General features: G+C 58.8%; 25 protein-coding genes. 17 read left to right on the forward strand and 8 right to left on the reverse strand.

Going from position 1 to position 26,739, the window contains the following annotated elements; all coding sequences use genetic code 11:
• Nucleotides 1-9 precede the first annotated feature (9 nt).
• Nucleotides 10-462 carry an aminoglycoside 6'-N-acetyltransferase gene (aac(6'), locus tag GBC55_RS17445; RefSeq protein WP_162438822.1) on the forward strand — a complete coding sequence of 151 codons (453 nt, stop codon included), beginning with the start codon at nt 10-12 and terminating at the stop codon, nt 460-462.
• Nucleotides 463-490: 28 nt separating this feature from the next.
• Here aac(6') and GBC55_RS17450 read toward each other — a convergent pair whose 3' ends face one another.
• The gene (locus GBC55_RS17450) at nt 491-979 is read right to left on the reverse strand and encodes an Lrp/AsnC family transcriptional regulator (RefSeq protein ID WP_162438821.1); all 489 of its coding nucleotides are present in this window, start codon (nt 977-979) and stop codon (nt 491-493) included.
• 132 nt (nt 980-1,111) lie between these two features.
• Between GBC55_RS17450 and GBC55_RS17455 the strand changes: the two genes are divergently transcribed.
• The 3 genes from GBC55_RS17455 (at nt 1,112) to GBC55_RS17465 (ending at nt 4,462) form a co-directional block, all read left to right on the forward strand.
• On the forward strand, nt 1,112-2,563 hold the full coding sequence (locus GBC55_RS17455) for an L-lactate permease (protein WP_162438820.1): 1,452 nt from the start codon (nt 1,112-1,114) through the stop codon (nt 2,561-2,563).
• Between the two features lie 273 nt (nt 2,564-2,836).
• Nucleotides 2,837-3,373, forward strand: coding sequence for an AAA family ATPase (locus GBC55_RS17460; protein WP_162438819.1), 537 nt, complete (start codon nt 2,837-2,839; stop codon nt 3,371-3,373).
• Nucleotides 3,374-3,481: 108 nt separating this feature from the next.
• Nucleotides 3,482-4,462, forward strand: coding sequence for an NAD-dependent epimerase/dehydratase family protein (locus GBC55_RS17465; RefSeq protein WP_247266937.1), 981 nt, complete (start codon nt 3,482-3,484; stop codon nt 4,460-4,462).
• Here GBC55_RS17465 and GBC55_RS17470 read toward each other — a convergent pair.
• Nucleotides 4,448-4,861: a MerR family transcriptional regulator gene (locus tag GBC55_RS17470; protein ID WP_162438818.1), complete on the reverse strand. Its 414-nt coding sequence runs from the start codon at nt 4,859-4,861 to the stop codon at nt 4,448-4,450. The genes GBC55_RS17465 and GBC55_RS17470 overlap by 15 nt on opposite strands.
• A 291-nt stretch (nt 4,862-5,152) precedes the next feature.
• On the opposite strand from GBC55_RS17470, the gene GBC55_RS17475 reads away from it, so the two are divergent.
• The 4 genes from GBC55_RS17475 (at nt 5,153) to GBC55_RS17490 (ending at nt 11,869) form a co-directional block, all read left to right on the forward strand.
• A complete protein-coding gene (locus GBC55_RS17475; RefSeq protein WP_162438817.1) occupies nt 5,153-5,713 on the forward strand; it encodes a lipid-binding SYLF domain-containing protein in 561 nt (186 codons plus the stop codon).
• A gap of 418 nt (nt 5,714-6,131) precedes the next feature.
• Entirely contained in the window at nt 6,132-9,983 is a 3,852-nt protein-coding gene (locus GBC55_RS17480; RefSeq protein WP_162438816.1) for a bifunctional nitrate reductase/sulfite reductase flavoprotein subunit alpha, read from the forward strand.
• 210 nt (nt 9,984-10,193) lie between these two features.
• Nucleotides 10,194-10,997 carry a glycosyltransferase gene (locus GBC55_RS17485; RefSeq protein WP_162438815.1) on the forward strand — a complete coding sequence of 268 codons (804 nt, stop codon included), beginning with the start codon at nt 10,194-10,196 and terminating at the stop codon, nt 10,995-10,997.
• Nucleotides 10,998-11,197: 200 nt separating this feature from the next.
• Nucleotides 11,198-11,869, forward strand: coding sequence for a DUF3313 domain-containing protein (locus GBC55_RS17490; protein ID WP_162438814.1), 672 nt, complete (start codon nt 11,198-11,200; stop codon nt 11,867-11,869).
• 129 nt (nt 11,870-11,998) lie between these two features.
• On the opposite strand, the gene GBC55_RS17495 is transcribed toward GBC55_RS17490, so the two are convergent.
• A complete protein-coding gene (locus GBC55_RS17495; RefSeq protein WP_162438813.1) occupies nt 11,999-12,637 on the reverse strand; it encodes an XRE family transcriptional regulator in 639 nt (212 codons plus the stop codon).
• On the reverse strand, nt 12,634-12,966 hold the full coding sequence (locus GBC55_RS17500) for a type II toxin-antitoxin system HigB family toxin (RefSeq protein ID WP_162438812.1): 333 nt from the start codon (nt 12,964-12,966) through the stop codon (nt 12,634-12,636). Before GBC55_RS17500 ends, GBC55_RS17495 begins: the two co-directional genes overlap by 4 nt.
• A gap of 301 nt (nt 12,967-13,267) precedes the next feature.
• Here GBC55_RS17500 and GBC55_RS17505 point away from each other — a divergent pair, with 301 nt between their 5' ends.
• From GBC55_RS17505 to GBC55_RS17515, 3 genes are all read left to right on the forward strand, one after another.
• Nucleotides 13,268-14,773 (forward strand): PLP-dependent aminotransferase family protein, encoded by a 1,506-nt coding sequence (locus GBC55_RS17505; protein ID WP_162438811.1) that lies wholly within the window; start codon nt 13,268-13,270, stop codon nt 14,771-14,773.
• Between the two features lie 113 nt (nt 14,774-14,886).
• Nucleotides 14,887-15,957 carry a TIM barrel protein gene (locus GBC55_RS17510; RefSeq protein WP_162438810.1) on the forward strand — a complete coding sequence of 357 codons (1,071 nt, stop codon included), beginning with the start codon at nt 14,887-14,889 and terminating at the stop codon, nt 15,955-15,957.
• A gap of 33 nt (nt 15,958-15,990) precedes the next feature.
• The gene (locus GBC55_RS17515) at nt 15,991-17,256 is read left to right on the forward strand and encodes an MFS transporter (RefSeq protein WP_162438809.1); all 1,266 of its coding nucleotides are present in this window, start codon (nt 15,991-15,993) and stop codon (nt 17,254-17,256) included.
• A 92-nt stretch (nt 17,257-17,348) separates the two neighbouring features.
• On the opposite strand, the gene GBC55_RS17520 is transcribed toward GBC55_RS17515, so the two are convergent.
• Nucleotides 17,349-17,780, reverse strand: coding sequence for a GFA family protein (locus GBC55_RS17520; RefSeq protein ID WP_162438808.1), 432 nt, complete (start codon nt 17,778-17,780; stop codon nt 17,349-17,351).
• A gap of 226 nt (nt 17,781-18,006) precedes the next feature.
• Between GBC55_RS17520 and GBC55_RS17525 the strand changes: the two genes are divergently transcribed.
• The 5 genes from GBC55_RS17525 (at nt 18,007) to GBC55_RS17545 (ending at nt 22,514) form a co-directional block, all read left to right on the forward strand.
• Nucleotides 18,007-18,354, forward strand: a complete 348-nt coding sequence (locus tag GBC55_RS17525) for a metalloregulator ArsR/SmtB family transcription factor (protein WP_162438807.1) — start codon at nt 18,007-18,009, stop codon at nt 18,352-18,354.
• A gap of 45 nt (nt 18,355-18,399) precedes the next feature.
• Nucleotides 18,400-18,870 (forward strand): arsenate reductase ArsC, encoded by a 471-nt coding sequence (locus GBC55_RS17530; protein ID WP_162438806.1) that lies wholly within the window; start codon nt 18,400-18,402, stop codon nt 18,868-18,870.
• Nucleotides 18,871-18,885: 15 nt separating this feature from the next.
• Complete coding sequence (gene arsH, locus GBC55_RS17535) at nt 18,886-19,587, forward strand: arsenical resistance protein ArsH (RefSeq protein ID WP_162438805.1); 702 nt, start codon at nt 18,886-18,888, stop codon at nt 19,585-19,587.
• A gap of 314 nt (nt 19,588-19,901) precedes the next feature.
• Nucleotides 19,902-21,302 (forward strand): GABA permease, encoded by a 1,401-nt coding sequence (gabP, locus tag GBC55_RS17540; RefSeq protein ID WP_162438804.1) that lies wholly within the window; start codon nt 19,902-19,904, stop codon nt 21,300-21,302.
• 102 nt (nt 21,303-21,404) lie between these two features.
• Entirely contained in the window at nt 21,405-22,514 is a 1,110-nt protein-coding gene (locus GBC55_RS17545; RefSeq protein WP_162438803.1) for a GlxA family transcriptional regulator, read from the forward strand.
• A 50-nt stretch (nt 22,515-22,564) separates the two neighbouring features.
• On the opposite strand, the gene GBC55_RS17550 is transcribed toward GBC55_RS17545, so the two are convergent.
• The 3 genes from GBC55_RS17550 to GBC55_RS17560 form a co-directional block, all read right to left on the reverse strand.
• Nucleotides 22,565-22,921 carry a DUF6124 family protein gene (locus GBC55_RS17550; RefSeq protein WP_162438802.1) on the reverse strand — a complete coding sequence of 119 codons (357 nt, stop codon included), beginning with the start codon at nt 22,919-22,921 and terminating at the stop codon, nt 22,565-22,567.
• A 410-nt stretch (nt 22,922-23,331) separates the two neighbouring features.
• Nucleotides 23,332-23,781: a GNAT family N-acetyltransferase gene (locus tag GBC55_RS17555; RefSeq protein ID WP_162438801.1), complete on the reverse strand. Its 450-nt coding sequence runs from the start codon at nt 23,779-23,781 to the stop codon at nt 23,332-23,334.
• A gap of 681 nt (nt 23,782-24,462) precedes the next feature.
• Nucleotides 24,463-25,380 carry a hypothetical protein gene (locus tag GBC55_RS17560; RefSeq protein ID WP_162438800.1) on the reverse strand — a complete coding sequence of 306 codons (918 nt, stop codon included), beginning with the start codon at nt 25,378-25,380 and terminating at the stop codon, nt 24,463-24,465.
• A 642-nt stretch (nt 25,381-26,022) separates the two neighbouring features.
• On the opposite strand from GBC55_RS17560, the gene GBC55_RS17565 reads away from it, so the two are divergent.
• Nucleotides 26,023-26,358 (forward strand): hypothetical protein, encoded by a 336-nt coding sequence (locus tag GBC55_RS17565; protein ID WP_247266938.1) that lies wholly within the window; start codon nt 26,023-26,025, stop codon nt 26,356-26,358.
• Nucleotides 26,359-26,739: the final 381 nt, after the last annotated feature.

A 26,739-nucleotide genomic window follows, 5' to 3' on the forward strand; every position in this document is an offset into this window, starting at 1 on the left:
GTTCCCCCCATGATCAAACGTTGCACGTTGCTCGACCACGACGGCTGGCTGCCGCTGCGTGTTGCCCTGTGGCCTGATTCCGCCGCAAACAATGACGATGACAAACAGACGATGCTGAGCGCGCCGGAGCGTTATCTGGTGCTGATCTTCGTCAGTGAGAACGGCACCGCGCAAGGATTTGCCGAGGCATCGATCCGGTCGGACTACGTCAACGGTACTCACTCCTCGCCGGTGGCCTTTCTCGAAGGCCTGTACGTCCAGCCCGACAGTCGCCGCCAAGGCATAGCGCGGCAACTCGTGGCGGGCATCCAACAGTGGGCCGAAGAAACCGGCTGCACCGAACTGGCTTCGGATGCACTGCTGGATAACCAGGCAAGCCATGCCATGCATGAGTCATTGGGCTTCGCGGAGACCGAGCGGGTGGTTTACTTTTTGAAGCCTTTGGGGACTTTCAAGGCGTAGGGGCGACGCAAGACCGTTCAGTCCAGGCTCACCCAGGCACGCTTGGCACCTCAAGCCCGACCTTCACGCGGTCCAGCGCCACGATGGTCTTGAACCAGGTCACGTTGGCGTTTTCGGCAAACAACCGCCGCGCCAATGCCTGGTATTCCTGCATGCTGGCAACGGTCAGCACCAGAACGAAATCCACTTCGCCCGTGACGTAGTAACACTGCTGGACTTCGGGCACGGCAAAGTGTGCCTTCATCGCTTCCAGTGCCTCGATACTGGTGCGCTCGGCCATGACTTCGACGATGATCGTGATCGGCCGTCCTACGGCGGTGGGGTCGACGATGGCGACATTGCCCGTGATGACGCCCCGCTCTTGCATCCGTTTGATACGGCGCTGGACTGCGGCCGTGGAGAGGTTGACCTGTTCGGCCATCAGCCGCAGCGGTGTGGTGTTGTCACGCTGGACGAGGTCCAGGATGGCACGGTCGAATTTATCCAGGGATTCGGATGCAGCGTCGGTTTTGGCCATGGTCGTTCCGCGAGAAATTTTCTCGAAAACTAGCAGAAAACTGCGACCCTTTATCTAGCCGCGAGAAATATTATCTTGCCGACAGCCTGCAGGAGCAGCGCTGCTCGGGAACTCACACAGGATATTATCGGCATGCTCGCACTGTTCCATCTCTCCCCCGTCCTGTTGGTGACCGCCATGCTCGTGGTGCTGCGCCGCCCCCCCGTTCACGCCGCCATCGCCGGCACGCTACTGGTGGTGGTGCTTTGGCTCGCCGGCGCGGCCGATGCCTGGCACCTGGGCAGTCTGATAGCTGCCGCTCAGGACACCGCCGTGCTGTTTGCAAGCACAGCCTTCGTGATCGTGCCGGGGCTGGCGTTCGTGATTTTTATCGAGCGTCTGGGCGTCAACCAGGCATTCAGTCAGTGGGTGCGTTCGTTGGGTCTGGGGCGCGGCGATCAGCTGGTGTTCATCGTCCTCGGGCTGGCACCGCTGCTGGAGGCGATGACAGGGTTTGGCGTGTCGTTGATCGCAACCGTCCCCCTGCTGCTCAGCCTCTTCGAACGTCGCGTCGCGCTGCGAATTGCCCTGGCTGGCATGGCAATCATGCCGTGGGGCACGCTGGGCCTGGCGTCGGTCATTGGTGCCTCGCTGGCTCATCTGGACGCCCCTGCCCTGGCGTCGACTTCGGCGTTGACCAGCGCGCCGGTGTTCCTGGCCCTCAGTGCGATGGCGCTGTACCTGGCCGGTGTTCGCGAGTCGCGGGAATGGCGGTCGCTGGGGGTTTTCTGGCTGCTGTTCGTGGGTGTGCTGTACAGCGCCAGTCGTTGGTTGGGGCCGGAGGTGGCTGGCGTTGCTGCAGGTCTGGTGACGTCAGTCGCCGTGCTGTCCGCCGGGCTCCGTCGCCGTGATGGCGAGCGCGGTGCGGTGCAATGGCCGCGTCAGGCATGGCCGTATCTGGCGCTGATCGTTCTGATTGTTGCGTTGAAGACCGTGTGGGCGATCACTGCCTGGCAGGATCACTGGGTCGTACAGGGCGCGCAGGTCAGCTGGAAACCCCTCGCCTCGCCTGGCGTGGCGTTGATTCTGGTGCTGATCGGGCTCTGGTTTCACACGCGCACTACACAACGCCAGCCAGGGTCTGACGTCAGCCTGCCGGCTGCGTTGGTCGCTCGGGCAAAGCGGCCACTGTTGACGATTTTCTTCTTTCTCGCGATGTCGCAAATGATGGTGAAAGCCGGCTTTCTGGCGGGCTTGATGCAATTGCTCGCAGGCCTGTCGCCGACCGCCGCGACGTCACTGGTGGCGATGCTTGGCGCGCTGTCTGGCTACATGACCGGGTCGAACGTCGGTGGCAACGCGATCTTCATGCCGGCTATCGCCATGTTGCCCGAAGGCTCCCGCCTGTTGCTGGCCGCCGTGCAGAACAGCGCTGCGGGTCATGCCGCACTGGGATCGCTGTCGATCGTCATGCTGATCCTGGGACTGGCTAAAACCCAGGCGCAAGAAGAAAGCGATCTGGTCAGGTTTGGTTTTGCGCTGGTCTGTCTCAACACGGTGTTGGTTGCGTTGGGTGCGGCGTTGCTCACTGGATGGTTTGAATAACATTCGAGCAGCATCCTGTGGCAAGGGGATTCATCGAAATGCCGCCGCAGACCCAAAACCTTGTGGTGAGGGGATTTATCCCCGTTGGGCTGCGCAGCAGCCCCCAACCCTGCAACCTAGGTGTATCAGGTTCACCGATAGTGATGGTTTTGGGGCTGCTGCGCAGCCCAACGGGGATAAATCCCCTCACCACAGAATTCTGCTCGTCTGTAGATCGTCAAAGCGATCAGAGTTAGGCACAATTGTCGGCTTTTTTCGCGACAGGAAGTCACCATGCAACGCGTCGTCATTCTGGGCAATGCCGGTAGCGGCAAATCCACCCTCGCCCGCGCACTTGGCGAGCGCCTGGGTATCCCCGTGGTGCACCTGGACAAGCTATTCTGGGAACCCGGCTGGGTCGAACCCGACGCCGAGCAATTCCGCGCACGGGTCCGCGAAGCCATTGAACCGGACGCGTGGATTTGTGAAGGCAACTATGCGCGTCGCACCTTCGAACTGCGCCTGCCTCGAACCGACCTGATCATCTGGCTCGACACGCCGCGCCTCACCTGCTTGACCCGGGTGATCCTGCGCAGCGTCATGAACCACCCTCGCCCAGACCTTCCAGCCGGCTGTACAGAGAAGATCGACCGGGCGTTCCTGACCTTTTTGAACTTCGTGTGGACGTTCGACCGAGGCTACCGTCCAGGTATCGAGTCAGTGCGCCTGGCCGTTGGCCCGCATGTTCCAACCCTGCACCTGCGTGGCACCCGGCAAATTGCCGCGTTTCTCGATAGTCTGCCCGCGACTTCTGAAGGTTGCCTTGAATAAAAGAGACAGGCGTACGAGGCCTCACGCCAGCACTTGACTCTGTCCTTAGGGACAACCCACACCCTGCCTTTTCCGTTCAGGTTCCGCCGTCAGCGGATAAGGCAATTCATGAATACGCTATCGATGGTCACCGGTGCCAACGGGCATCTTGGCAACACCTTGGTCCGGGCGCTGCTCGCCCGGGGGCAAGCTGTGCGCGCAGGTGTCCGGGACCCGCAGCAAAGCACCGCGCTGAGTGGGCTTGATTGCCAGATTGTTCGCGCCGAACTGCAAGACCCTGACTCGCTGCGCCAAGCCCTGCAAGGGGTGGACGTGCTGTACCAGGTAGCAGCAGTGTTTAAACACTGGGCAAGCAATCCAGACACCGAGATCGTCGACGTCAATGTGCAAGGCACCCGCAACATACTACGCGCCGCCGCCGAGGCCGGGGTCCGGCGGGTGGTCTATGTCAGCTCCGTCGCGGCGGTGGGACACGACGGCCAGCGCCTGGATGAAAGCAGCTGGAACACTGATCAGAGCAACCCGTACTACCGCTCGAAGATCCTTTCTGAACGCGTCGCCTGGGACACCGCCCAAGCCTGTGACCTGCCAATGATCGCCGTATTGCCCTCGGCAATCATCGGCCCTCATGCCACGCGGCTGACCGACACCATGGGATTTCTCGCGGCCGTGCTGGCGCGCAAACTGCCGCTGGACCCGAACTTTCATTTCAACTTTGTCGATGTGCGCGACGTCGCCGATGGCCTGATCAGCGCGGCTGAAAAAGGTCGCCCCGGCCACCGTTATCTACTCGCCAATCAGCACTCGTCATCACTGGCTGACGTAATCGAGGCACTCAACACCCTGTGCCCCGATTATCGTTTGCCACGCCGCGCACCAAGAACCTTGCTACTGCTGATCGCCTGTCTGCAAGAACTACGGGCCCGGTACACCGGTCAGCCCGCCGAATTGCTGAGGAGTCAGGTGCGAATGTTTTATGGGGTACGCCAGGTCTACTGCATCGACAAAGCCATCAATGAGCTGGGCTACCAGCCACGCTCGCCGCAGCACGCCCTAAGGCAAGCGTTTGAATACCTATTGGCGCGCTGATGCAGGTGCAACATCTTCTGAGCATGGAATGAATGCCGCGCCAGCCACTGAGGCGAATTGCAGATTGATCTGTTGCTGCAACTGCGTCAGGCGCTGCTCCCGACTCTGCAAAGCCAGGATCTGCGCTTGCAACTCCAGTCGCTTGAGCTCGATGCCCTGGTTGGCCAGCGCCAGGGGAAACGGCGCCTGATGCTGCTTGGCGGCCAGTAACTCGCTCATCTCCCCGAGCTTGAACCCCACGGACTGGGCACTGCGAATCATCTGCACCAGCGTCAGGTGATGAGCCGTGTACAGCCGATAGCTGCCGCTGCGCTGCGGCGTCAGCAGGCCCAGTTGTTCATACAAACGAATGGCTTTGGGCGTGCTACCCGACAACCTGGCCAGTTCACCGATGTACATGCATCGCCCTCTTTCTGATCCACCGTCAATCCGCTGGATTTTGTGTATTTGATCTTATTCGCAAAAGTTAACAGAAAGCCCAGGACAACGAACCCGGCGATTACGCAGTGGTCAAACCCTGTGATGGCATCGCCCTTGAGCTAAGGCCTCACGCCCGTTTCATTCAAGTGCGACGCTTGCGATTCACACACTTCAGGGTGCACCGGATAACCTTCAGTCGCCTCGCTCCTGCCTCACGCAGACGTCGAATGCCACTGCTGCCATCCCATGCTCCCTTATCGGAGTACGGACATGACTCATTCGATGCGCTTCTTCCTTTCGATCTTCCTCGCAACCGCCTCATTAGCCTCGGCGAGCTTCCTCAACACGGCAGGGGCCGCCACCGCCGAGGACCTCAATGCCGACTCTCGACAAGCGTTGCAAACGCTCTACAAAGCCACGCCCTTTGCAGAAACCATCGCGCACAAAGCCAAAGCCGTGCTCGTCTTCCCAAAAATCATCAAGGCCGGCCTGGTGTTCGGCGGGAGCTATGGCGAAGGCACCTTGATGAAGGGCACGAAAGTCGAGAATTACTACAACTCCGTTACCGGGTCATGGGGGCTGCAGGCAGGTGCCCAGTCGTATGGGTATGCAGTGTTTCTGATGACCGACAAAGCGGTGAAATACGTGAGTGAAACCAAGGGCTGGGAAATTGGTGTCGGCCCAACCGTTGTAGTGGTCGATGAGGGGGCTGCGAAAAACCTGTCCAGCTCGACGCTCAAAGACGACGCGTATGCGTTTATTTTCGACCAGCAAGGCTTAATGGCCGGGGTCAGTATCGAAGGGACGAAGATTTCTTTGATCAAGCGTTAAGGTCAGGTAGGACAAATACCTGTGGCGAGGGAGTTCACTCCCGCTGGACTGCGCAGCAGGCCCATCTTTGGGGCCGCTACGCAGCCCAGCGGGAGTAAACTCCCTCGCCACAGTTTGTCTGGCGCAAGACAATCACTGCGCGCAGTGAATGGGCATCCCCGTGGTGCACGAGACTACCAACCGCTATAAAAAAGTGCACCTAACCGTGCACCCCATCCCCTCTCATCCCCTGCAAACCCCATCCAGCCGGGCCGGTAATGTTCTGGCTCGCCATTTGCAATCACCTGTCTCGCAGTCAACGCTGATTGCACATACATACGACAAAGGCGCCGTGTAGGTCCCCGTTTTGACGGAGGGGCTACATGGCGCCTTTTTTGTTTCCGGCGGGCAGGTGTTGGCAGAGTGTCGAGGGGCGAGGATGGCTAGCAAAACCGTACGCAGCGTGTGTCCCTATTGCGGAGTGGGCTGCGGCATCGTCATGCAGGTCGAAGCGAATTCGGTGGTCAAGGTTGTGGGAGACAAGACCCACCCGACCAACTTCGGGCGACTCTGCACCAAAGGCAATACCTGTGGCCAGGCGATCGAACAGTCGGGCCGGATGGAAAACGCCTACCTGCGCCAGGAACGCAATCGAGACCCGGTGCGTCTCGCGATGGACACGGCGATCAGTGAAACGGCCAGGCGGTTGCGCGAGATCCTTGATGCGCATGGCCCCGACGCGCTGTCGTTTTATGTCTCCGGGCAGATGTCGCTGGAAGCCCAGTACCTGGTCAACAAGTTGGCCAAAGGCTTTGTCCGCACCCCCAACATCGAGTCCAACTCACGCCTGTGCATGGCCAGCGCCAGCAGCGGTTACAAGCTCTCCCTGGGGTCGGACGGACCACCCGGATCCTATGAGGATTTCGATCACGCCGACCTGTTCTTCGTCATCGGCGCCAACATGGCTGACTGTCACCCGATTTTATTCCTGCGCATGATGGATCGGGTCAAGGCAGGCGCCAAGCTGATCGTGGTCGACCCTCGCCGCAGTGCCACGGCGGACAAGGCCAGCCTGTTTCTGCAAATAAAACCCGGCACCGACCTCGCCCTGCTCAATGGCTTACTGCACCTGCTGGTGAAAAACGGCCACACCGACCCGGACTTCATCGCCTCCTTCACCGAAGGGTGGGACGTCATGCCCGGGTTCCTGGAGGACTACGCTCCCGATACTGTCGCCGCAATCACCGGGATTCCCGAGGCGGACATTCGCCAGACGGCCGAGTGGATCGGCCAGGCCGCCGAGTGGATGAGCTGCTGGACGATGGGCCTGAATCAAAGCACCCATGGCACCTGGAACACCAACGCCCTGTGCAACCTGCACCTGGCCACCGGAGCCATTTGCCGGCCGGGCAGCGGACCGTTTTCCCTGACCGGGCAACCGAACGCCATGGGCGGTCGAGAGATGGGTTACATGGGACCCGGTCTGCCTGGCCAGCGCTCGGTGCTCGTCGAGGCGGACCGGGCGTTCATCGAAGACCTGTGGGACATTGCGCAAGATAGCCTGCCCCGAACTGTTGGCGGCGGCACCGTGGCGATGTTCGAGCAGATGCGCTCAGGGCACATCAAAGCTTGCTGGATCATCTGCACCAACCCCGTCGCCTCCGCCCCCAACCGGCAGACCGTCATCGAAGGCTTGCAGACTGCCGAACTGGTCATCACCCAGGACGCCTTTCTCGACACCGAGACCAACCGCTACGCCGACATCCTGCTGCCCGGCGCGCTGTGGGCCGAGGCCGAAGGCGTGATGATCAACTCCGAGCGCAACCTGACGCTGATGCAAAAAGCCGTGGAGCCACCCGGCGAGACACTGCCGGACTGGCAGATCATCGCCCGGGTCGCCTGCGAAATGGGCTTCGCCCAGGCCTTCACCTACGCCTCTGCTTCCGAGGTGTTCGATGAGATAAAACGCGCCTGGAACCCCAAGACCGGCTATGACATTCGGGGCGCGAGTTATGCGCGCCTGCGCGAAAAACCGCTGCAATGGCCCTGCGCATCGGATGACACGCCGGAGCGAAATCCGATTCGCTACCTCAACAACGGCGCCAGCCAGACGCTCAAGGTCGAAGCCGATGGCAGCCAACCCGCCATCGTGTTTCCCACTGACAACGGCAAGGCGACGTTCCTGGCGCGTCCGCACCTGTCACCGGCGGAAATGCCGGGGCAGGATTTCCCCTTCGTGCTCAACACCGGTCGCCTGCAGCATCAGTGGCACACGATGACCAAGACCGGCAAAGTCGCGACGCTGAACAAGCTCAATCCCGGGCCCTTCGTCGAGATACACCCGCAAGACGCCGCCTGCCTGGGCATTAAGGACAAGGACCCGGTCGAAGTCCGTTCGCTACGGGGCCGGGCGGTGTTACCCGCCGTGGTCACCGACCGCGTGCGGCCAGGCAATTGCTTTGCGCCCTTCCACTGGAACGATGTGTTTGGCGAAAACCTGGCGATCAACGCAGTGACCCATGACGCGGTCGATCCGATTTCCCTGCAGCCCGAATTCAAATTCTGCGCGGTCGCTTTGCAACGGATCGAGCTGATCGAGCATGCGTTCCTGGACATCCCGAGCCGTATCGATTCAAGCACGCCATCCGTGAGCAGCAACCATGCGACCGCGCCCTCTTCCACAACGGACAACACCCCCTCGGTGACGCTGCTGTGGGCGTCGCAAACAGGTAACGCCGAAGCCCTGGCCGAGCGTTTTTCCTCGCGATTGCGCGACGCCGGCCTGGCGGTGGAGCTGAGTGCAATGGCCGACTTTCCGGCGAGCAAACTGGCCAGCACCCAGACACTGGCGTTGATCAGCAGCACCTTCGGTGACGGCGATCCTCCTGACAACGGCGAAGGTTTCTGGCACACCTTGAACACTGCCGAGACACGTCTGGAATCGCTGCGTTTTGCGGTACTGGCGTTGGGTGACCCCAATTACGACCAGTTCTGCCAGCACGGCAAAAGACTCGATCAGCGTCTGCAGGAACTGGGCGCGACACGGCTGATGGAACGCGTCGATTGCGATACCGAGTTCGAGGCTCGCGCAGACACCTGGCTGGCGCAGTTGCACAACACGTTGATGCCCGCGCAGTCGGTGAGGGTCGCGCCCACACAAAACGTGGTGGTTCACGCCATCGAGACGCCCAGCAAGGCCAATCCCTACTCGTCAAGGTTGTTGGTCAATCGGCACCTGAACCACCAGAGTGAAAACAAGGAAACCCGAATGTTTTCACTGGCCCTGAATGACTCCGGGCTCACCTATGAGGCCGGCGATGCCTTGGGTGTCTGGCCGCGCAACTGCCCGGAACTGGTCGGCGAGTTGCTCGAACGAACCCGACTGGGCACTGACACCACCGTCAACGTCGATAAGCTGGGTGATATCCCGTTGCACCAGGCCCTGACCGAGCATTTCGAAATCGCCCGGCCGAACAGCGACACCCTCGCATTCATCGCCGAGCGCAGCCCCAACCCGGCGCTGAAACAACTGCTGGGCAGTGAGCGCAAGGCGCAACTGAAAGACTGGCTGTGGGGTCGGCAACTGGCGGACGTGTTGCAGGAGTTCCCGATCGACTGCTCGGCCAGCGAATTGTTGGGCACGCTCAAGCGCCTGCAACCGCGACTGTATTCAATCGCCTCGAGCGCCAAGGCACATCCCCACGAAGTCCATCTCACCGTGGCAGCCGTCCGTTATGGCAAGCGTAAAGGCACCTGCTCGACCTTCCTCGCCGATCGCGCAGAACGCGGTGAGGTCCCGGTATTCGTTCAACCGTCGAAGCACTTTCGCCCACCGGTCGATGGCGACCTGCCGATCATCATGATTGGTCCTGGCACGGGCGTGGCACCGTTTCGAGGGTTCCTGCAAGAACGACGTGCGCGGGGTGACGAAGGTCGCAACTGGCTGTTCTTTGGCGAGCAGCACGCCGCGACCGATTTCTACTATCGAGAAGAACTGGAAGGTATGCAGCGTGATGGTCTGCTGACTCGACTCAGCCTGGCGTTTTCCCGTGATCAGTCAGAGAAAATCTACGTGCAGGATCGCATCCGCGAACACGGCGCCGAGCTTTGGCGGTGGCTACAGGATGGGGCACAACTGTACATCTGCGGGGATGCCAGTCGCATGGCCAAGGATGTCGACCTGGCCCTGCGCGAGGTCGCGCAACGCCAGGGTGGACTTGACCCGCAGGGCGCCACTGAATACTGGCGTCACCTGAGCGAGCAGAAGCGCTATCTGCGAGACGTTTACTGACTAGACACAGCATCAGCCCAGGCGGGCGCAGCGACTTCTGCCCCGTCTGACGCGGTCGATTGCGATATTCGGTTACATATTACCGCTGCGTTAAACGCTTCGAATCTCCCCGAACCTGGCGATATTAAGTTTCGTTTAAGGTCGTCTCCCTACTCTCGCGCCCAGGCACATCGCTGCACAAACACGTGCAAACAACTGGGCATTCAGGTTATGAACCACCTTTCAAACAATACGAATCCACCTTTCAGCATTGTTCTGGTCAATTACAAAACACTCGACATCACCAAAGCCTGCCTTGAGCTTTTACACAAACACGTCGGTCACAGAAACATCCCGGTCTGGGTCGTTGATAACGACTCTGCGGATGAGAGCGTTGAATACCTGCGCTCGCTGGACTGGATCAACCTGATCGAACGCAAGCCAGCCGGCAAGGAAGCGGGTCACATGGCGCACGGCAGAGCGCTCGACATGGCGCTGGCGCGCGTCTCGACCGACTACCTGTTCCTGCTGCACACCGACACCTTCATCTACGATGAATCGGTGTTCGACATGATGTTGAGCAAATGCATCAACGATCCGCAGGTAGCGGCCGTAGGCTGTGTCGAGCAACTGGATCGCGGGATGATCAGGTCTTCCTGGCGTTATGCCTCGCGGCTGTTCAAGCACCATTTCCGACGCCTGAAACAAACCTTGGGGCTGCGCTCCAAAGACCCGAAGCCCTGGCGTGAAGTCCACCTGAAGAGTTTTTGCACCCTGTGGAACAGCGGGCTGATGAAGCAGCATGAACTGCATTTCCAGCTGGATGATCGTGTGCCCGGTTACACGCTGCAAGACCGCATGGTCGAGATGGGATACGGCGTCGAATTCCTCTCGCCCGGAACGATATTCAAGTACCTGGACCACATCCAGGCCGGCACAGTCGCTGCCGCCGGTGGCTACAACACCACCCACCGCCGCAGCAAGATGTACAACGACATGCTCAAGCGCATCGGCAAAACCGGCTTTGCACAATGAACGTCCTGCTATTGGCTTGACCGATAGCAGCGGCGGCGCCTGCGATGCTCCAAGCGATTTCTGCATTTTTTCTGCAGGCAATCACTGGATTTTCCGCCGTTCATACCTACGCTCTTTTGCGGGGGACTCTAGTTCACCGGTGGTCCGGGGCTGGGCCTGTCCCGAACGAAATGACGGCTTAAACCCTTGGAGCAAACACCATGACCTTGTCACGAAAACTGTTCATCGGCGTCGCCCTGACCAGCCTCCTGCTCAGCGGTTGCACCTCGAAAGTCACGGAGCGTCAGCAGTACTCCGGCTTCCTGCCCAACTACAACAACCTTGAAGAAGTGACCACCACCAGCGGCGAAAAAGCCATGCGCTGGGTGAGCCCTTCGTGGAATCCGAACGCGTATGACACGGTGGTTTTCAACAAGCTGGAACTGTACCCGGCGCCGCAGCCGAATGAGCGCGTCAACCGTCAGACGCTGGATGATTTGCAGAATTACATGACCAGTCAGGCCAAGGGCGTGCTCGGGCAGAAGTATCGCGTGGTGACGAATCCTGCCTCCGCCACCGCGTCGAAGACCTTGATTCTGCGAGCAGCGATTACCGGGGTAAACGCCGAGAACGAGGGCATGAAGTGGTATGAAGTGGTTCCGGTGGCGGCCGTGGTGGGCGGTGTGACCGCCATTACGGGACATCGTGATCAGGACACCACGCTGTTCATTGAGGCCGAGCTCATCGATGCAAGCAACAACCAGACGGTGGCAAAAGTGGTACGCAAAGTCTTCGGCACCACCTTGGAAAACGACAGCCAGAAAATCACCGCCAATGACTTCAAGGTAGCGATCGGTAAGCTGACCAGTGATTTGAGGGCGTTCATCAAGTAGTACGCCTAAAGGTAAGGTGAAATATTCGAGATCGCGCGCGCTGTGTAAACGTCCTTCTCCCCACGGGAGCAACGTCATCAATCGCACTGCGCGCGGCCTCGACGCCTTCCAGACAAGCGAGCGCCAACCCTATCCCTTGGACCGGGTCTTAACGGTCTTTTTACGCCCCTTTGCAACGACCTCCTGGTATTCATCGGTACCGGTCTCTTTCGCTGAGCTTGCGAGCGCAGGGCTGCTGCGAACGCGATAACTGGCAGGGGTCTTCTTGACTGAGGAGCGAGCGGTTTGCATGTGAGCCGCCTCGGTCGGCGCCGGGGACACGAAAGCGCCCGGCTCCATCGCAAATCGTTGGGCCAGGGCATAAGCCATCTTGTGACTGATGGGCCGATCGCCGTTCAGCACCTTGGATACCGCTGTTTTATCCCCGATTTCAGGGAGGTCAGAACCGGTGAGCCCAAGTGTCTCCATCAGATCCCTGATCAGTTGCACCGGCGTACACGTCGATTCAAACGCAGCACTCGATTCGCGAAACTGTTCGGAGTCGCGCTGATAGGCGAGCATTTCGTCCTCGAGCTCCACGAGGATTTTCTCCTCCACCTTGCTCAGTTCGCGCCCGTCGTTGAGTTCATCGAGCAGGTCGGTCGCGCGCTCAAAGTCGGCGGGGGTCTTGATGCCGTGCACGAACTCACCGCGCAGGCGCTCCAGCACCGCGGTCAACTCGCCAAGCGTGGCAATCATTGTTTGTATATCAGGGCGGCCTGCGCTCATCGTTTCATCCCTTTATTGCTTGCATACCAAACGTTGGCGGCGTCGTAATCGGCGTGCGTGTAAATGTGTTTGACGTAGAACTTCTGCCGGAAATAGTTGACGCCACCTATCACCCGCAAATTATTGCCGCCTACGTCGATCACCACCCAATTGGCCGCAGCTCTCGGCTTGAACAAGTCAATACCGTGCAAGCCGAACAGCTTTTGCAAGTCCGGGAACGATGTCGGGCGGGCCATCTTCAACAATCGCCGGCAACGTTCAAGGCCAGCCCTTTCGTTCGGGTATAAGATCGCCGCGTCGTCAAAACGCGATGGCGTGAGTATGTCCATGGGCTTCCTTGTCTATGGGCCGATGCTACTCTAGTTGTGTTTTTTGACAACCCCTGTTTGTCGGTAGCATCGTTTGAAGATCATAGGTGAGCATCAAGGCGCGGATGGCGGCTGGCAACAGCCGCACATACGTTCCACCTTCGGGGAAAATCAGTCGGCGCTCGATTTGCAAGCGATGGACTCTAATGCTCCTGGCGGAGCGGAGATTTCATGCAGGCGGTAGTCAGGCCAGATGACTTGCCAGGTCCAGCCCGATACCCTGACCTCCTCCCGTCGCCCACTTCACCCAGACGAGCATGTCATGAAATCCCCCGCAGGTTTGTTGCTGTCGGCCATCGAGCTGGATCGTGCCAGCGCCATCCCCTTGTATCGCCAACTGTATCTGCAGATTCGCAAACAGATACTCAACGGCAGAATCCAGGGCGGTGTACGCCTGCCCTCGACCCGAACCTTGAGCAACGAGTTGGGGTTGTCGCGGATCACCATTCTCAATGCGTTCGATCAGCTGATAGCCGAGGGTTTCCTGGCCTCGCGCACGGGCGCAGGAACCTACGTCGGCACGGACTGGGAAAGTCGGGGCACCGAGAGCGAACAACAGTGTCCGCCACCGCGCCTGTCCGACCTGAGCCAGTCGATGCTGTCATTGCGCAGCGATCATTTCCGGGGCGTGTCCTATGCCGACTGGGACCCCTCCACCCCGACCTCCTTTCTGCCCAGTCACTGCTCCTATGACGCCTTCCCGCAAGCGATCTGGCGGCGCCTGATGAACCGGCATCTGCTCAAGCCCACCAAGACCATCCTGGGCTATGGCGAGTTGCAGGGCTTGCAGGCGTTTCGTTCGGCGATTGCCGAATACGTCTTCGATGCCCGTGGTATCGAATGCAGTGCCGGGCAAGTGGTGATCGTTTCCGGCGCGCAACAGGCGTTCAACCTGCTGGCGATGCTGTTGCTCAATCCGCAGGACAGCGCCTGGATGGAAGACCCGGGGCACATTGCCGCGCGCATCGCCCTGCAGGCCCAGGGCGCTCGGATTGTGCCGTTGCGTATTGATGAACAAGGTATCGATGTCCAGCAAGGGCTCACCGAATGCCCTGATGCGCGCCTGGTGTTTTGTACGCCGTCCCGCCAGCATCCGTTGGGTGTTACCCTCAGTTCTGCGCGGCGCCAGGCCCTCATCGACTGGGCCGCGCAGCATCAGAGCTGGATCATCGAGGACGATTGCGACAGTGAATTTCGCTACGCGGGCCGCCTCCTCCCGGCGCTCTATGCCATGGACCAGATGGCCCGGGTGATCTACGTCGGCACGTTCAGCAAAGTGCTCTTCCCGTCATTGAGACTGGGCTACGTGATTCTGCCGCAAGCCCTGGTCGAACCCTTCTGCACGTTGCGCGCGGTCATGGATCGCAGTCCGCCGACATTGCTGCAAGCGACCACGGCGGACTTCATGGAAGAAGGCCATTTTCTGGGACACATCCGCCGCATGCGGGCGCTGTACAAGGCACGCCAGCACGCCTTGATCGAGCAGTTTGAAAAGCAGCTTGGCCACTTCTTCCGGATAACCCAAACGGAAGCCGGCATGCACCTGATCGCCTGGCTGCCTCCAGAAATTAATGACGCTGACCTCGCCCGGCAATTGTCCTTGCACCACATCCACACTTACGCCTTGAGCGATTACCGCATCAAGCACGCCCTGCCGCCGGCCCTGCTGATCGGCTTTGCCGGCACGCCTGAAAACCAGGCCAAAGAGCGTGTCGAAGCGCTGGCATCGGCCCTGGACACCCTGGGTTATCTGCCAACGACCTCCTGATGCGAGGCAAAGTGGTCATAACAATTAACTGATAATGGATCTATCGAGAGTTCCTGACTGGCGCGATAAAGAGTGCGCCGGTAGACCCGGTGTCTGAACCAGGAACGACTCTAATGAACAATAAGATCCAGGAACGATTCAACGCTTTGCTAAGCCATAACGTCGTCGAACACGGGGACGTTCCCGTGCTGACTGACGCACTGGCCCGGCGGCTGCTGGAGCGTCTGGGGCAATTGCGCCTGTTTGCCCACGCCTACCCGCTACTGACCAACCTCACCCACGGTCGTGTCACCCCGGCCGACCTGCTGGACTTCGCCTACCGCCACGAACTGCAAGGCCTGAGCCTGCACTTGCTCGATGGCGAGGAAAACAGCCTCAGCCAGATGTCGACCGCCCAGCTGCAAGTCTTTGCCGCCAAGGCCCGGGCGCTGGAGCTGGATGTGCACCTGGAAATCAGCAGCACGCTGAAAAAGGATGTCGATCAGGTCGTCGCCATTGCCTTGACCCTGGGGGTGCACAACATCCGTGTCTACTCCCGTTACGAGGGCACGCTGTCGCAGGTGATGGACGTGATCGAGACCGACCTGCACTACCTCGCGCAACAAGCCGACAAGCACGATCTGTACTTCGACTTCGAGCAGCATGAAGAACTCAAGAGCGGCGAAATCGCGCAGCTGCTCAACCGCGTGAATCACCCACGCCTGCACGCCCTGTTCGACTTCGGCAACATGATCAACGCCTGCGAACAGCCCCTGCAAGCGCTGCGCAACATGGCCCCGCACATCCGCCAGACGCACCTCAAAGGCGTACGCATCGTCCCGGAGCAAAACGGTTTCGGCCATTACGGTGTGTTGCAGGGCAGCGACGAAGACGACCTTCCCGGCGCCCGCCTGCTGTTCGAATTGCTGATGCTGGGCGAGTCCACGCCACAGGTCATCGCCTTCATTCTCGAGCAGGAAAACCACTACGTGGCCCCGGCCTTCCGTCAAAGCCAGGAGGCAGCCGATCCCTTTATTGCCTACCGGGAAATGAGCGATACACCGCTGCCGGAAGGCTTCTCGCTTGAGCGAATGCTGGCCGATGAACACCGTTGGGCGAACAACCAGGTCGCCTACGTCCGCGGTGTTCTGGCCGAGTTGCGCACCTTGGCCGAACTGACCCTGGCCAGCTCATCCAACGCTTGATCCCGACGACCCGATTACGCCCGGAGAACAATAATGACAACCCAAGACAAGGCCAAATGGTTCAGATTCCTGATCCTCATCCTCGGTGGCGGCACCATCTACAAACTGGCGAACCTCAAGGACGCGTTCTATGTGCCCATGCAGGAATTCATGGGCCTGAGCCATACGGAAATCGGCGTGCTGCTCAGTGCCAACGCGATCATCGCCACCGCGTTGTTTGTACTGGGCGGGATGCTCGCTGACCGCTATGACACGCGCAAAATGATCCCGCTCGGCCTGATCGGCACCGGCGGCCTGGGCTTGTACCTGGCCACCTTTCCACCCTTCAGCAACCTGCTGATCGTGTTCGGTCTGCTGGCCGTGTGTGCCGATTGCCTGTTCTGGCCATCGCTGCTCAAAGCCATCCGCAACCTGGGTGACGATCAGGAGCAAGGCCGCTTGTTCGGTCTGCTCGAAGGCGGGCGTGGCGTGGTGGATACCCTGGTGGCCTTTTCCGCCCTGGGCGTGTTCGTCGCCATGGGCTCTGGCGAAGCCGGCCTGAAGTCGGCAATCCTGTTCTACTCGGTCATCGATATTTCGGCCGGCACCCTGACCTGGTTCCTGCTCAAGGGCGGCAACGCACAGTCGGTGAGCAAGCCAAAGAACGGGCTGGCAAACCTGATGGAAGCGATCAAGGTGCCGGGCATCTGGCTGGTCAGCCTCAACGTCTTCATGGTCTACATCGTCTATTGCGGCCTGACCTATTTCATCCCCTACCTCAAGGAAATGTACGGGTTGCCCGTGGCATTGGTGGGTGCCTACGGCATCATCAACCAGTACTTCCTGAAAATCCTCGGCGGGCCTGCCGGCGGTTTCATAGCCGACAAGCAGTTCAAGAGCACCAGCCGCTACCTGAAGTGGGCCTTCCTGGCGCTGCTGCCGCTGATGGGCATCATCATGTTGATCCCGAAAAGCCCGGGATTCATCTATGCCGGCATGGCTGCCACCCTGTCTTTCGCGCTGATCGTGTTCTCCATGCGCGGCGTGTTCTGGGCACCCATGGGTGAAGTCGGTATTCCCCAGCACATCACCGGTTCGGCCTTCGGCATCGGTTGCCTGATCGGCTATGCACCGGGCATGTTTGCCTACGTCATCTATGGCTCGATCCTCGACCACTTCCCCGGTGAGCAGGGTTACAACTATGTCTTCACCCTGATGAGCCTGCTGGCCATGGTGGGGTTCATGGTGTCCAGCCTGCTGTATCAAGCGGTGCGTAAAAGGTCCACGGCCACTGCCGGAATGAGCGCGGCGCAAGCCTGATCATCGTCATGGCCTAAACAAAAGAGGAATCGCGCAACACGCCGATTCCTCTTTTGTTTTTTCATGCCGTCTTCGGAATAACCCTGTGTCTGTTAAGGGTCGACTTGCAGCTCATGCAGCAAAAATTCGAGTGACTCCACGGCGGTGCAGTAACTTTTTTGCGTACGAAGCGCATCCCAGGGCATCGCATCAACGGTGCAAAAATCGCCGATGCATTCCATGCTCAACGCGTCATCGAGCAACCCGAGCGGTATCCAGAAATACGGCGACTGGCGAAGCACATTCGGCACGGTCGAGCCGCATTGCGAGCAGAAGTCATTGCGGTAGCCGCTGGGTTTTTGCCAACTGCTGATCACACCCTGCCCTGCGTCCCATTGAAAAGCGCTCGCGCTGACCAGCGTGGCGAGATTGTGGCCGACACCCGTTTGCTTGCGGCACAGGGAGCAATGGCAGCGATAGAAATATCGCGGTTCCATCTTCAGCGAAAAACGTACAGCGCCACAAAGACATTGCCCTGATGCCATGAATCTCTCCTTGAATGTTCACCGACATTAACCCTCCCCTGCGGGAGCGGGCTTGCCCGCGATGGACGTCAACGATACCGCGGATTGTCTGAATAACCACATCGCCCAGACCTGTTTTGCGAAGGCGAAATGTCAGTCAGCCCAACAGGACTCTGGTCGGAAAAATCTTGCTTTAAATATATGGACATCCGTATATTCGACTATCCATATGCAATAGGTACCCGGCATGTTCACCCCTCCAGAAGTCTTCAAATGCCTGGCTGACGAGACCCGCGCCCGCGCCACCTTGCTGATCGCCCACCAGGGAGAGCTGTGCGTCTGCGAATTGATGTGTGCCCTCGACGACAGCCAACCGAAGATCAGCCGCCACCTTGCCCAGTTGCGCAGCAGTGGGCTGCTGCTGGACCGCCGGCAGGGACAGTGGGTCTATTACCGGCTCAATCCACAATTGCCCGCCTGGGTTCACGACATCCTGCAGGTGACGTTGCTGGCCAACGCCGACTGGCTGCAACACAACGCTGCACGTCTGCAGTCCATGGACGCACGGCCTGTTCGCGAAGAGGCCTGCTGCTGATTTTCTGTTCACCCCCCTCTCGGCGCAAAAGCGAAGGAGCACCCCATGCGAGTCCTGTTCATGTGCACGGCCAATAGCTGCCGCAGCATCCTTTCAGAAGCCATGTTCAATCACCTGGCACCGCCGGGATTCGAAGCAGTGAGTTCCGGCAGCTTCCCCAAAGGGCACGTGCTGCCGCGTAGCCTGACCACACTGCAACAAGCCGGCATTTCCATCGAGGGTTTGAGCAGCAAAGGCAATGACGCGTTCGAGGACAACCTGCCGGACATCGTCATTACCGTGTGCGACAAGGCGGCTGGCGAAACCTGCCCGGTGTACTTCGGTCCGGCACTGAAAGCCCATTGGGGACTGGAAGATCCCTCCGACGTGATGGGCGACGAAGCCGCGGTTGACGCCGCGTTCCGCGCCACGCTGGCGCACATCGAGCAACGCTGCAGGGCGTTACTCGCCCTCCCCTTTAACAGCCTCAGCCGCGATCAGCTCAAGCACGAGCTGGATCGCATCGGCACTCTTTGAGCAGGAAAAAATACGATGTCAGAGCAACTGCCCCACCTTGATCTCTCCCTGTTCGATAACACACAGACCGCAGTGCGCGCGGACGGTCACAAGCCGCGCATCTTCTTGCTCTACGGGTCGACCCGCGAACGCTCGTTCAGTCGCCTGCTGGTCGAAGAAGCCGCGCGTCTGCTGGAGCATTTCGGCGCAGAAACCCGCGTCTTCAATCCTTGCGGACTGCCACTGCCCGACGAGGTACCGGTGGATCACCCCAAGGTGCAGGAACTGCGTGATCTGGTGGTGTGGTCAGAAGGTCAGGTCTGGTGTTCGCCGGAACGCCATGGTGCGATGTCGGCCGTGTTCAAGGCGCAGATCGACTGGATTCCTCTGGAACTGGGTGCGGTTCGCCCCACGCAAGGTAAAACGCTGGCGGTGATGCAGGTTTGCGGCGGTTCCCAGTCGTTCAACGTGGTCAATCAACTGCGCGTGCTGGGACGCTGGATGCGCATGTTCACCATCCCCAATCAATCCTCGGTGCCAAAAGCCTACCTGGAGTTCGATGAAGCCGGACGGATGAAACCGTCGCCGTTTTACGACCGCGTCGTCGACGTGATGGAAGAACTGGTGAAGTTCACGGTACTGCTGCGCGACCGCCAGGGGTTTCTGACGGATCGCTATTCCGAGCGTAAGGAAACCGCCGAGCAACTGATGGATCGGGTCAATCAGCGCTCAATTTGAGGCCCAGCATCCCCCCAACAACGAGCCAGACAATCACCTTTGGCCACTCGGTGACTGCCCGGTTTTCGATGTAAACAGAATGTAATCCTGTGTCGATATCAGACACGGTGGTGGCGTGATCAGGCTACTGATTCATCGGACAAGCCGGGTAAGGTGGCGCACCTTTTCATCGAAACGCCCCCTTTCGCGATGATGGGTTTTATAAGAACTGCAGCGTTTGATCGGTGCTTCGTTGAGGAAGCCTGGCAGGTGGCAATGAGGGTCTGTTGCCCCGATCAATCCGCTTAACTGTCGATCAGCAGAGAATAAAACCAATGATTAGCCCGAGCTCCAAGGATTCGAGTGGCCAATTGGCGCAGGGCTTCAAGCCTCGTCACGTCACCATGCTGTCAATCGCCGGGATTATCGGCGCCGGTCTGTTCGTGGGCTCAGGGCATGCCATTGCGGCGGCGGGCCCAGCGGTTCTGCTGGCCTATCTGTTCTCAGGTTTGCTCGTCGTTCTGGTCATGCGCATGCTCGGTGAAATGGCGGTCGCGCATCCGGACACGGGCTCGTTCTCCACCTATGCCGATCAGGCCATCGGGCGCTGGGCCGGCTTTACCATTGGTTGGCTCTACTGGTGGTTCTGGGTGTTGGTGATTCCGATCGAAGCGCTGGCGGCCGGCCATGTGCTCAACCAATGGTTTCCGCAAATCGATGCCTGGCTGTTCGCATTGGTGTCGATTGTCGCCCTGGTGGTGACCAACCTCTTCAGCGTGTCCAAATATGGCGAGTTCGAGTTCTGGTTCGCCATGGCCAAGGTCGTGGCGATCATCGGTTTCATCGGTGTGGGGTTTGCCGTGCTGATGGGTTGGGTGCCCGACCGTGAAGTCAGCGGACTGAGCGGCCTGATGGCCGAGCACGGCGGGTTTGCACCCAACGGTCTGTCAGCGGTAGTCGGCGCCTTCATCACCATCATGTTCAGCTTTATCGGGACCGAAGCGGTCACCATCGCCGCCGCCGAATCCAATAACCCGGCGCAGAACATCGCCAAGGCCACGCGTTCGGTGATCTGGCGCATCGGGGTGTTTTACCTGCTGTCGATTTTCGTGGTCATCTCCGTGGTGCCCTGGAACGATCCGTTGCTGGCCTCGGTAGGCTCCTATCAGCGCGCCCTGGAAATCATGAACATTCCCCATGCCAAGTTCATGGTCGACGTCGTCGTCCTGATTGCCGTGGCCAGTTGCATGAATTCCTCGATCTACATTGCCTCGCGCATGCTGTACTCGCTGGGCCGGCGTGGCGATGCGCCGAAAGCGCTGAAGGTAACGTCCTCGGAAGGTGTGCCGCGGGCGGCCGTCATCGCCAGCACCGTGCTGGGTGCGGCGATCACCGTATGGAGCTACTTCATGCCCGCCGGGCTCTTTGAGTTCCTGCTGGCCAGTTCCGGTGCGATTGCCTTGCTCGTGTACCTGGCCATCGCGGTGTCGCAACTGCGCATGCGCCGGATATTTCGCCGGCAGAACATCGAGCTGACCTTTCGCATGTGGCTGTTTCCATGGCTGACGTGGCTGGTGATCGTGTTCATCTGCGCAGCGCTGGCGGTCATGATGATCACCCCTGAGCACCGCACCGAAGTGAGCACCACCATCGGACTGGCCCTGGTGATTTCCTTTATTGGCCTCGTGACGTCGCGTCACCCTGCGCAGGCTGCGAGCGTGACGTCAGTGGGGTAAAAACCACGGAGGTATCAGCGCCAACCCTGATTCGCCCTGCGCCACGGTGCGGGCGAATGACTAGCTGCTGCGACTCAGGCAGTCACCGCTTTTTGTGAGGACATGACCCCGATGTCATCGAACTCCACCGTGCGCGACGGTACGACTCAATCCGTTGGTTTTCTGTTGCTGGATAAATTCACACTGATCTCCCTGGCGTCCGCCGTAGAACCGCTGCGCATGGCCAATCAATTATCGGGACGGGCGCTGTATCGCTGGTACACGTTCAGCCCCGATGGAGAGACTGTCTGGGCCAGTGACGGCGTGCGGATCACGCCGGATGCCTCGTGGAACAATCCATCGGTGGCGGACACGGTCATCGTGTGCGGCGGCGTTGGCATCCAGAGCGTGATTACCCGCGAGCACATCACCTGGCTGCAATCCCTGGCGCGTCAATCCAAACGATTGGGCGGTGTGTGTACCGGCAGCTGGGCGCTCGCAAAAGCCGGATTGCTCGATGGCTACGAGTGCAGCGTGCATTGGGAATTCATGGCGGCCATGCAGGAAGCTTTCCCCCGCGTCAGCATCAGCGCAAGCCTGTTCACCCTCGACCGAAACCGCTTCACCAGCTCCGGGGGAACCGCGCCGCTGGATATGATGTTGCACCTGATTGGCCGCGATCATGGCCGTGAACTGTCCGCCGCCATCTCCGAGATGTTTGTCTACGAGCGCATCCGCAACGAACAGGACCATCAGCGCGTTCCGCTCAAGCATGTGCTCGGCACTCATCAGCCCAAGCTGCAAGAGATCGTCGCGCTGATGGAGGCCAATCTCGAAGAACCGATCGACCTGGATAAACTTGCAGAATACGTCGATCTGTCACGCCGACAGCTGGAGCGGCTCTTTCGCAAATACCTGCACTGCACGCCGTCACGCTACTACCTGCGGTTGCGGCTGGTTCGAGCGCGACAACTACTCAAGCAAACATCCATGTCGATGGTTGAGTTGGCGTTTGTCTGCGGTTTCGTGTCGACACCACACTTTTCCAAATGCTATCGCGAGTACTTTGGTGTGCCGCCGAGTGAGGAGCGTTCCGGCGAAGAAATAAATCGCAAGCCGGTAACGCTGGCGACGCTGCAGCAGTCCTCGACCGAGCCGCTGACGGCACTCGACCAGGCACGCAACGAGTCGACGTTTGCCAGTGTGCGGACGATTGATCGCCGAGGACTGTAAGCGGAACCGTTTTTCGCGAACCCACGCTTACGAGTCCTTGGAATAATTTCTCAGGGCGGATCAATCTGATCCAGGACCCGATTCGCCGTGATCTCCGCCAACATGATGCTGTTGGAAATGCCCAGCAGCGCGTTGCGGTCGCCGCCTTCCAGATGATCGACCAGTTGATGAACCATCACATCGACCGAGGCCAAGGTTTCGACGAGGTAGACCATTAAGGTTTCGGTGGAGGTTTGCGGGTTTACGGTAAACAGGGTGCTGGGTGCGCGCGGGGTGGCTTTGATGTCGGCGGGTGAGACGTGGTCGGTGTTGAGGGTGTGTTTGGGGGATTCGTCGACGTTGTTAGAGGCGGGTTCGGATGGGGATGCCGAATCGGTTTCGGGGGGATTGGGTGTGACTTTGAACATATCTAAGGTTCCTATGGTGTGCCTTCCTCTTGCTGCTAAACGAGAGGGAGGCAGCTGCACGCAGGTTAGCAGACCGGGGAACCTAAGAAACCGGCGCGCCCAAGGGCGCCCTGCGTACAGCCACCATCAAGATGCAGGTGCAATACCTGACTGATGGAAGCGTCGTACGACTTAGGTTACCGAGGGCTGCTAAACCCGATCACTGATGAGCAGTGACGCGAATCAAGTTACCGATGGGTCCCCAAGCGCACAAGCCGGCGGATTCTGGCGTAACCGTAGGCAACGGCGCAAGGTTTCGTAGCTTTCATCTGGTAACTGTAGGAGCCGTTAAACAAGCGCTCTAAGGGCATGTTTAACGATCAGTTACGCTCGGGAGGGGTAACGCTTGGATGGTCGTTGAAGCGCTCGGATCACATGGCATCGACCAATGCCTTCTCATGGGTCGCAAAATCATCTTGTACCGGCAGGAACCCGCAGCGAAGGTAAAACGCGGCGCCCTCTGGTGTATCCGTGGTCAGGCGCACGACACGGAATCGCTGAGCCGCATATTCAAGGAGCTGCTGCACCAGCGCCCTGCCCACACTCTTCCCCCTTGATGCGCGCGCGACGTAAACCCTGCGCAGCCTGCCGATGTCCGGTCCGGCATAGGGATCATATGAAAGACCACCGATGGCAATCAGTTGTCCGTTGCAGAACGCTCCCAAAAGGCATTCACCCGGCTGATCAAATCGATTGGAACCGTTTTCCCAATCGGCAACCAAGCGCGTCAGAAACCTGAAACCGCCCGCAATGGCCTCCGCTTCAAGTATCAGGATGTCGGGAGGCAGCGCTGAGAGTTGTCGTATTGCCAGTTCGTCCATTGATGTGACCTATCCATGTTTCCTTGTTGACTTTGGAGCCCGTGTAAAACCTCACTTGTACGCGCGGGGAACACTACGCCAAACCTGGAAGATTAGCGCTAGGGAGCATTTTTACAAACTGAGATCCCATTGGGAATCGCCCGTGACATATCACCATCAGCTAAAGACCGACGCTCGCCGATGTCTGATATCGGCCAAAAGAGGACTTTCGACTAGGTCCGCTCTCGTCCCTAAAACAAACGCCGCTCATAGCTCTGTTTTCGGTGCAGCCCTTATTGCCACAAAGCTGGCGCTGACAGAAGAGTTTCGGCGTTCTGCAACTGCTGCAACAGCGACGCTGTGGACGTCAGCGTTTTCGATCAGGCCGCGCATATCGGGCAGGTTGTTGTACCAGGCCATCTTGCCGCGCAGTACGTAAATGGTTTACTGCGAAAGGCCGAGGCTTTACTTGAAAAGTTGTCCATCCTGCCGTACTGCGCGGAGACTTAGTCGAGACCGGCTTTAAGGTTGCGTATGCGGCGGGCCCGGCCGAATAAGCAGGGACCGATGTAGGCTGTGGTCGACAAGCGGCAGGACTTGTTATTGCGGGGACATGAGTTGGATTGCGATCAGGTGAGCCTGTCTGCCCAGTGATCGCCCGACGGCCAAGCCACTCGCGAATGCCAGTGGCTTGAAGGAGGGCTACAGAACCCGAGCCAACACCGCTGCTGCGATGGCCGTCGTAATGATGACCAGTATGAGCACGGAGCGACCGTTGGCGAATGATGCTTCTAAGGCATCGACCTTTTTCTTGACTGCGTCCAGTTGAGCGCTTTTGGGGTCTGCTGCATGATCCTTTTTGTCGGACGCACGTTGCAAACTGTAAATAGCTTCTCTTAGATCCCTTATCGAGTCGTCCAATTCCCGGGCTGTAATTTTCGCTGCCTCTGAAGACTCTTTCTTGACGCTGATCTCTCCCGTGACTTTGATAAGCCTCAAGGCCACCGCAACGATCAGCGATATAAACGCTAGGTATTTAGCGATCTCGGCAATGACCTTGTTCTCTTTGAGGGCGCCATCAATCTTTTTGACCTTGCAATCCTGTTCCACGTAGGCCTGGTACCTGATCGAAAGCTGCTCTGCCTTCCGTTGTATTACCTCGCTCGTGAACTTTGGGACGCTTTGTTTTGAAAGGTAATCCACCACTCGGCTGTCAGCGATGACGGAAAAGCGTAGTGCTGGTCTAATGGTGGCGAAATAGGTGCAGGCGTCGTCGAGTTCCTTGATCTGTTCTGGGGAGCGCTCCTTGCGAACAGCGGACGTAGCGGGCAAGCAGATGGCAGGGCCGCTGAGGTCGGCTGCGGCTATATTGAGGTTCTGATTGATCGCCCGAGCATTGCTTTGCTCCATCGACAGGCTAGCAGTGTCTAGGCTGATGTTGACCTGGAAAAACTGTATAAACAGCGCAAATGTGCCAATGCCGATCCACCAGTAATCCACTTTTTTCCAGCCTTGATCGTCCAGCTTGCGTATCAATCCCTTGACGTACATGAGGTGGAAGATGAGATAGAAGAAAAGTATGCCGCCTGGAATGGCCAGTGACTTAAGGATCATTTCCATTGAGTATTCCGAGTTCCTGAGTGCCGGGAGCGTTGGTGCGCGACTTCAACCGATATCTATCGGCCGCACCGTAGGACACTTGAGTTTCTCGCCGGCGATCCTACGGATAGCGCCTGGGCGTTGCAGGCAATCCGACCATTCAATGCGAGAGAACCGGATTTCTGACTATTCATAGCCAGCCCTCCCAGGCAGTTATTGGTTAGTTGCAGGCGTACCTGAGGGCAGCTTTGGGTCGTTTTCAGCCGGTCGCGATAGGCTGAAATCGGCCAAAAGCGGACTGTAGACCGATAGCTGCTGAAATCCCTACGCTGGCATTCTAGTAACTGCACAACGCTAACAAGTAGCGTTCATGTTGGTCACTGGAATTGATCGGGATCCATGAGCAGCAAACATCGCTGACCACCGAGATTCTGGCGCTGTCATTTCGTAGTTGATCGTGGGTGGTTGATTCAATTAGTGGCCAGCGCTTGGCGCGCTGCCTGCGTACCGTTCGGGTGGGCGTGCCGACATCAGAAAACCATCTAGTGTAGGTATCAAGGTAGCCCTCGCCCCTCAGCCCCAATGATAGAATCCTGTTTTGAAAAAGGAGTTTCATCTGTGGAGGCTGGAAAAAAGAGTTGCCCCTATTGCGCCGAAGTCATCATGGCTGAAGCCATCTTATGCAAACACTGCCGATCTGATCTCAGGCAAAAAATACCAAACCCGCCTCGGCGGCCACTGCCGTCAGAAAAGAGGATGGGCCTGGGTGGCAAGATCGTCGCAGGCATCTTTATCGCCATCACCCTGTGCCTGGCTTACGGCTTCTATGTCAGCAACACATCACAAAGCAAGGAAAACACGCAGGCCCGAGAGGCCGTCGAACGATGCCAGGAGGAAGTCAACAGCTATACAGGCCCGGCGGCCGGGAAAAACATTATCGCGGACGTTTGTCGAAAGCTGGAGGACGAACTCCGCAAGAGTTTGAGCCTCGCGCCATAGGAAAAGCCGTTTACGAAGCCCGCCATTGAGCGGGCTTTTTTGTCCTTGGCATCCGGCAGCGATCGGCCAAAAGCGGTCACCCCGCATCCCTTACGAAACAGGGGAGTTTCAGTCACCGGTTTCGGATACGCAGGACGCCCCTGTACGTCCTCTTTCGCACTTGTTGCGGGGTGTCGGAGATTCTTTTCCCTCAACTAGACGCGGCGGTCGAATGTCCATGAGCGCGCAGCCGTAACAGAACCGCGTGAGTTTCGGCACCGGCCAAAATCTGGTCGGTAAATGTGTGACGCAACCTTTACCTTCAAGTTGGTGCCAGTCGTCACCTGAGAGGATCTGACGGTACAAATTTACACCGTCTGCCTCGGTCACTACGTAAACGGC

It is taken from the genome of Pseudomonas sp. TNT3, assembly GCF_010095445.2.
Taxonomy (GTDB): Bacteria; Pseudomonadota; Gammaproteobacteria; order Pseudomonadales; family Pseudomonadaceae; genus Aquipseudomonas.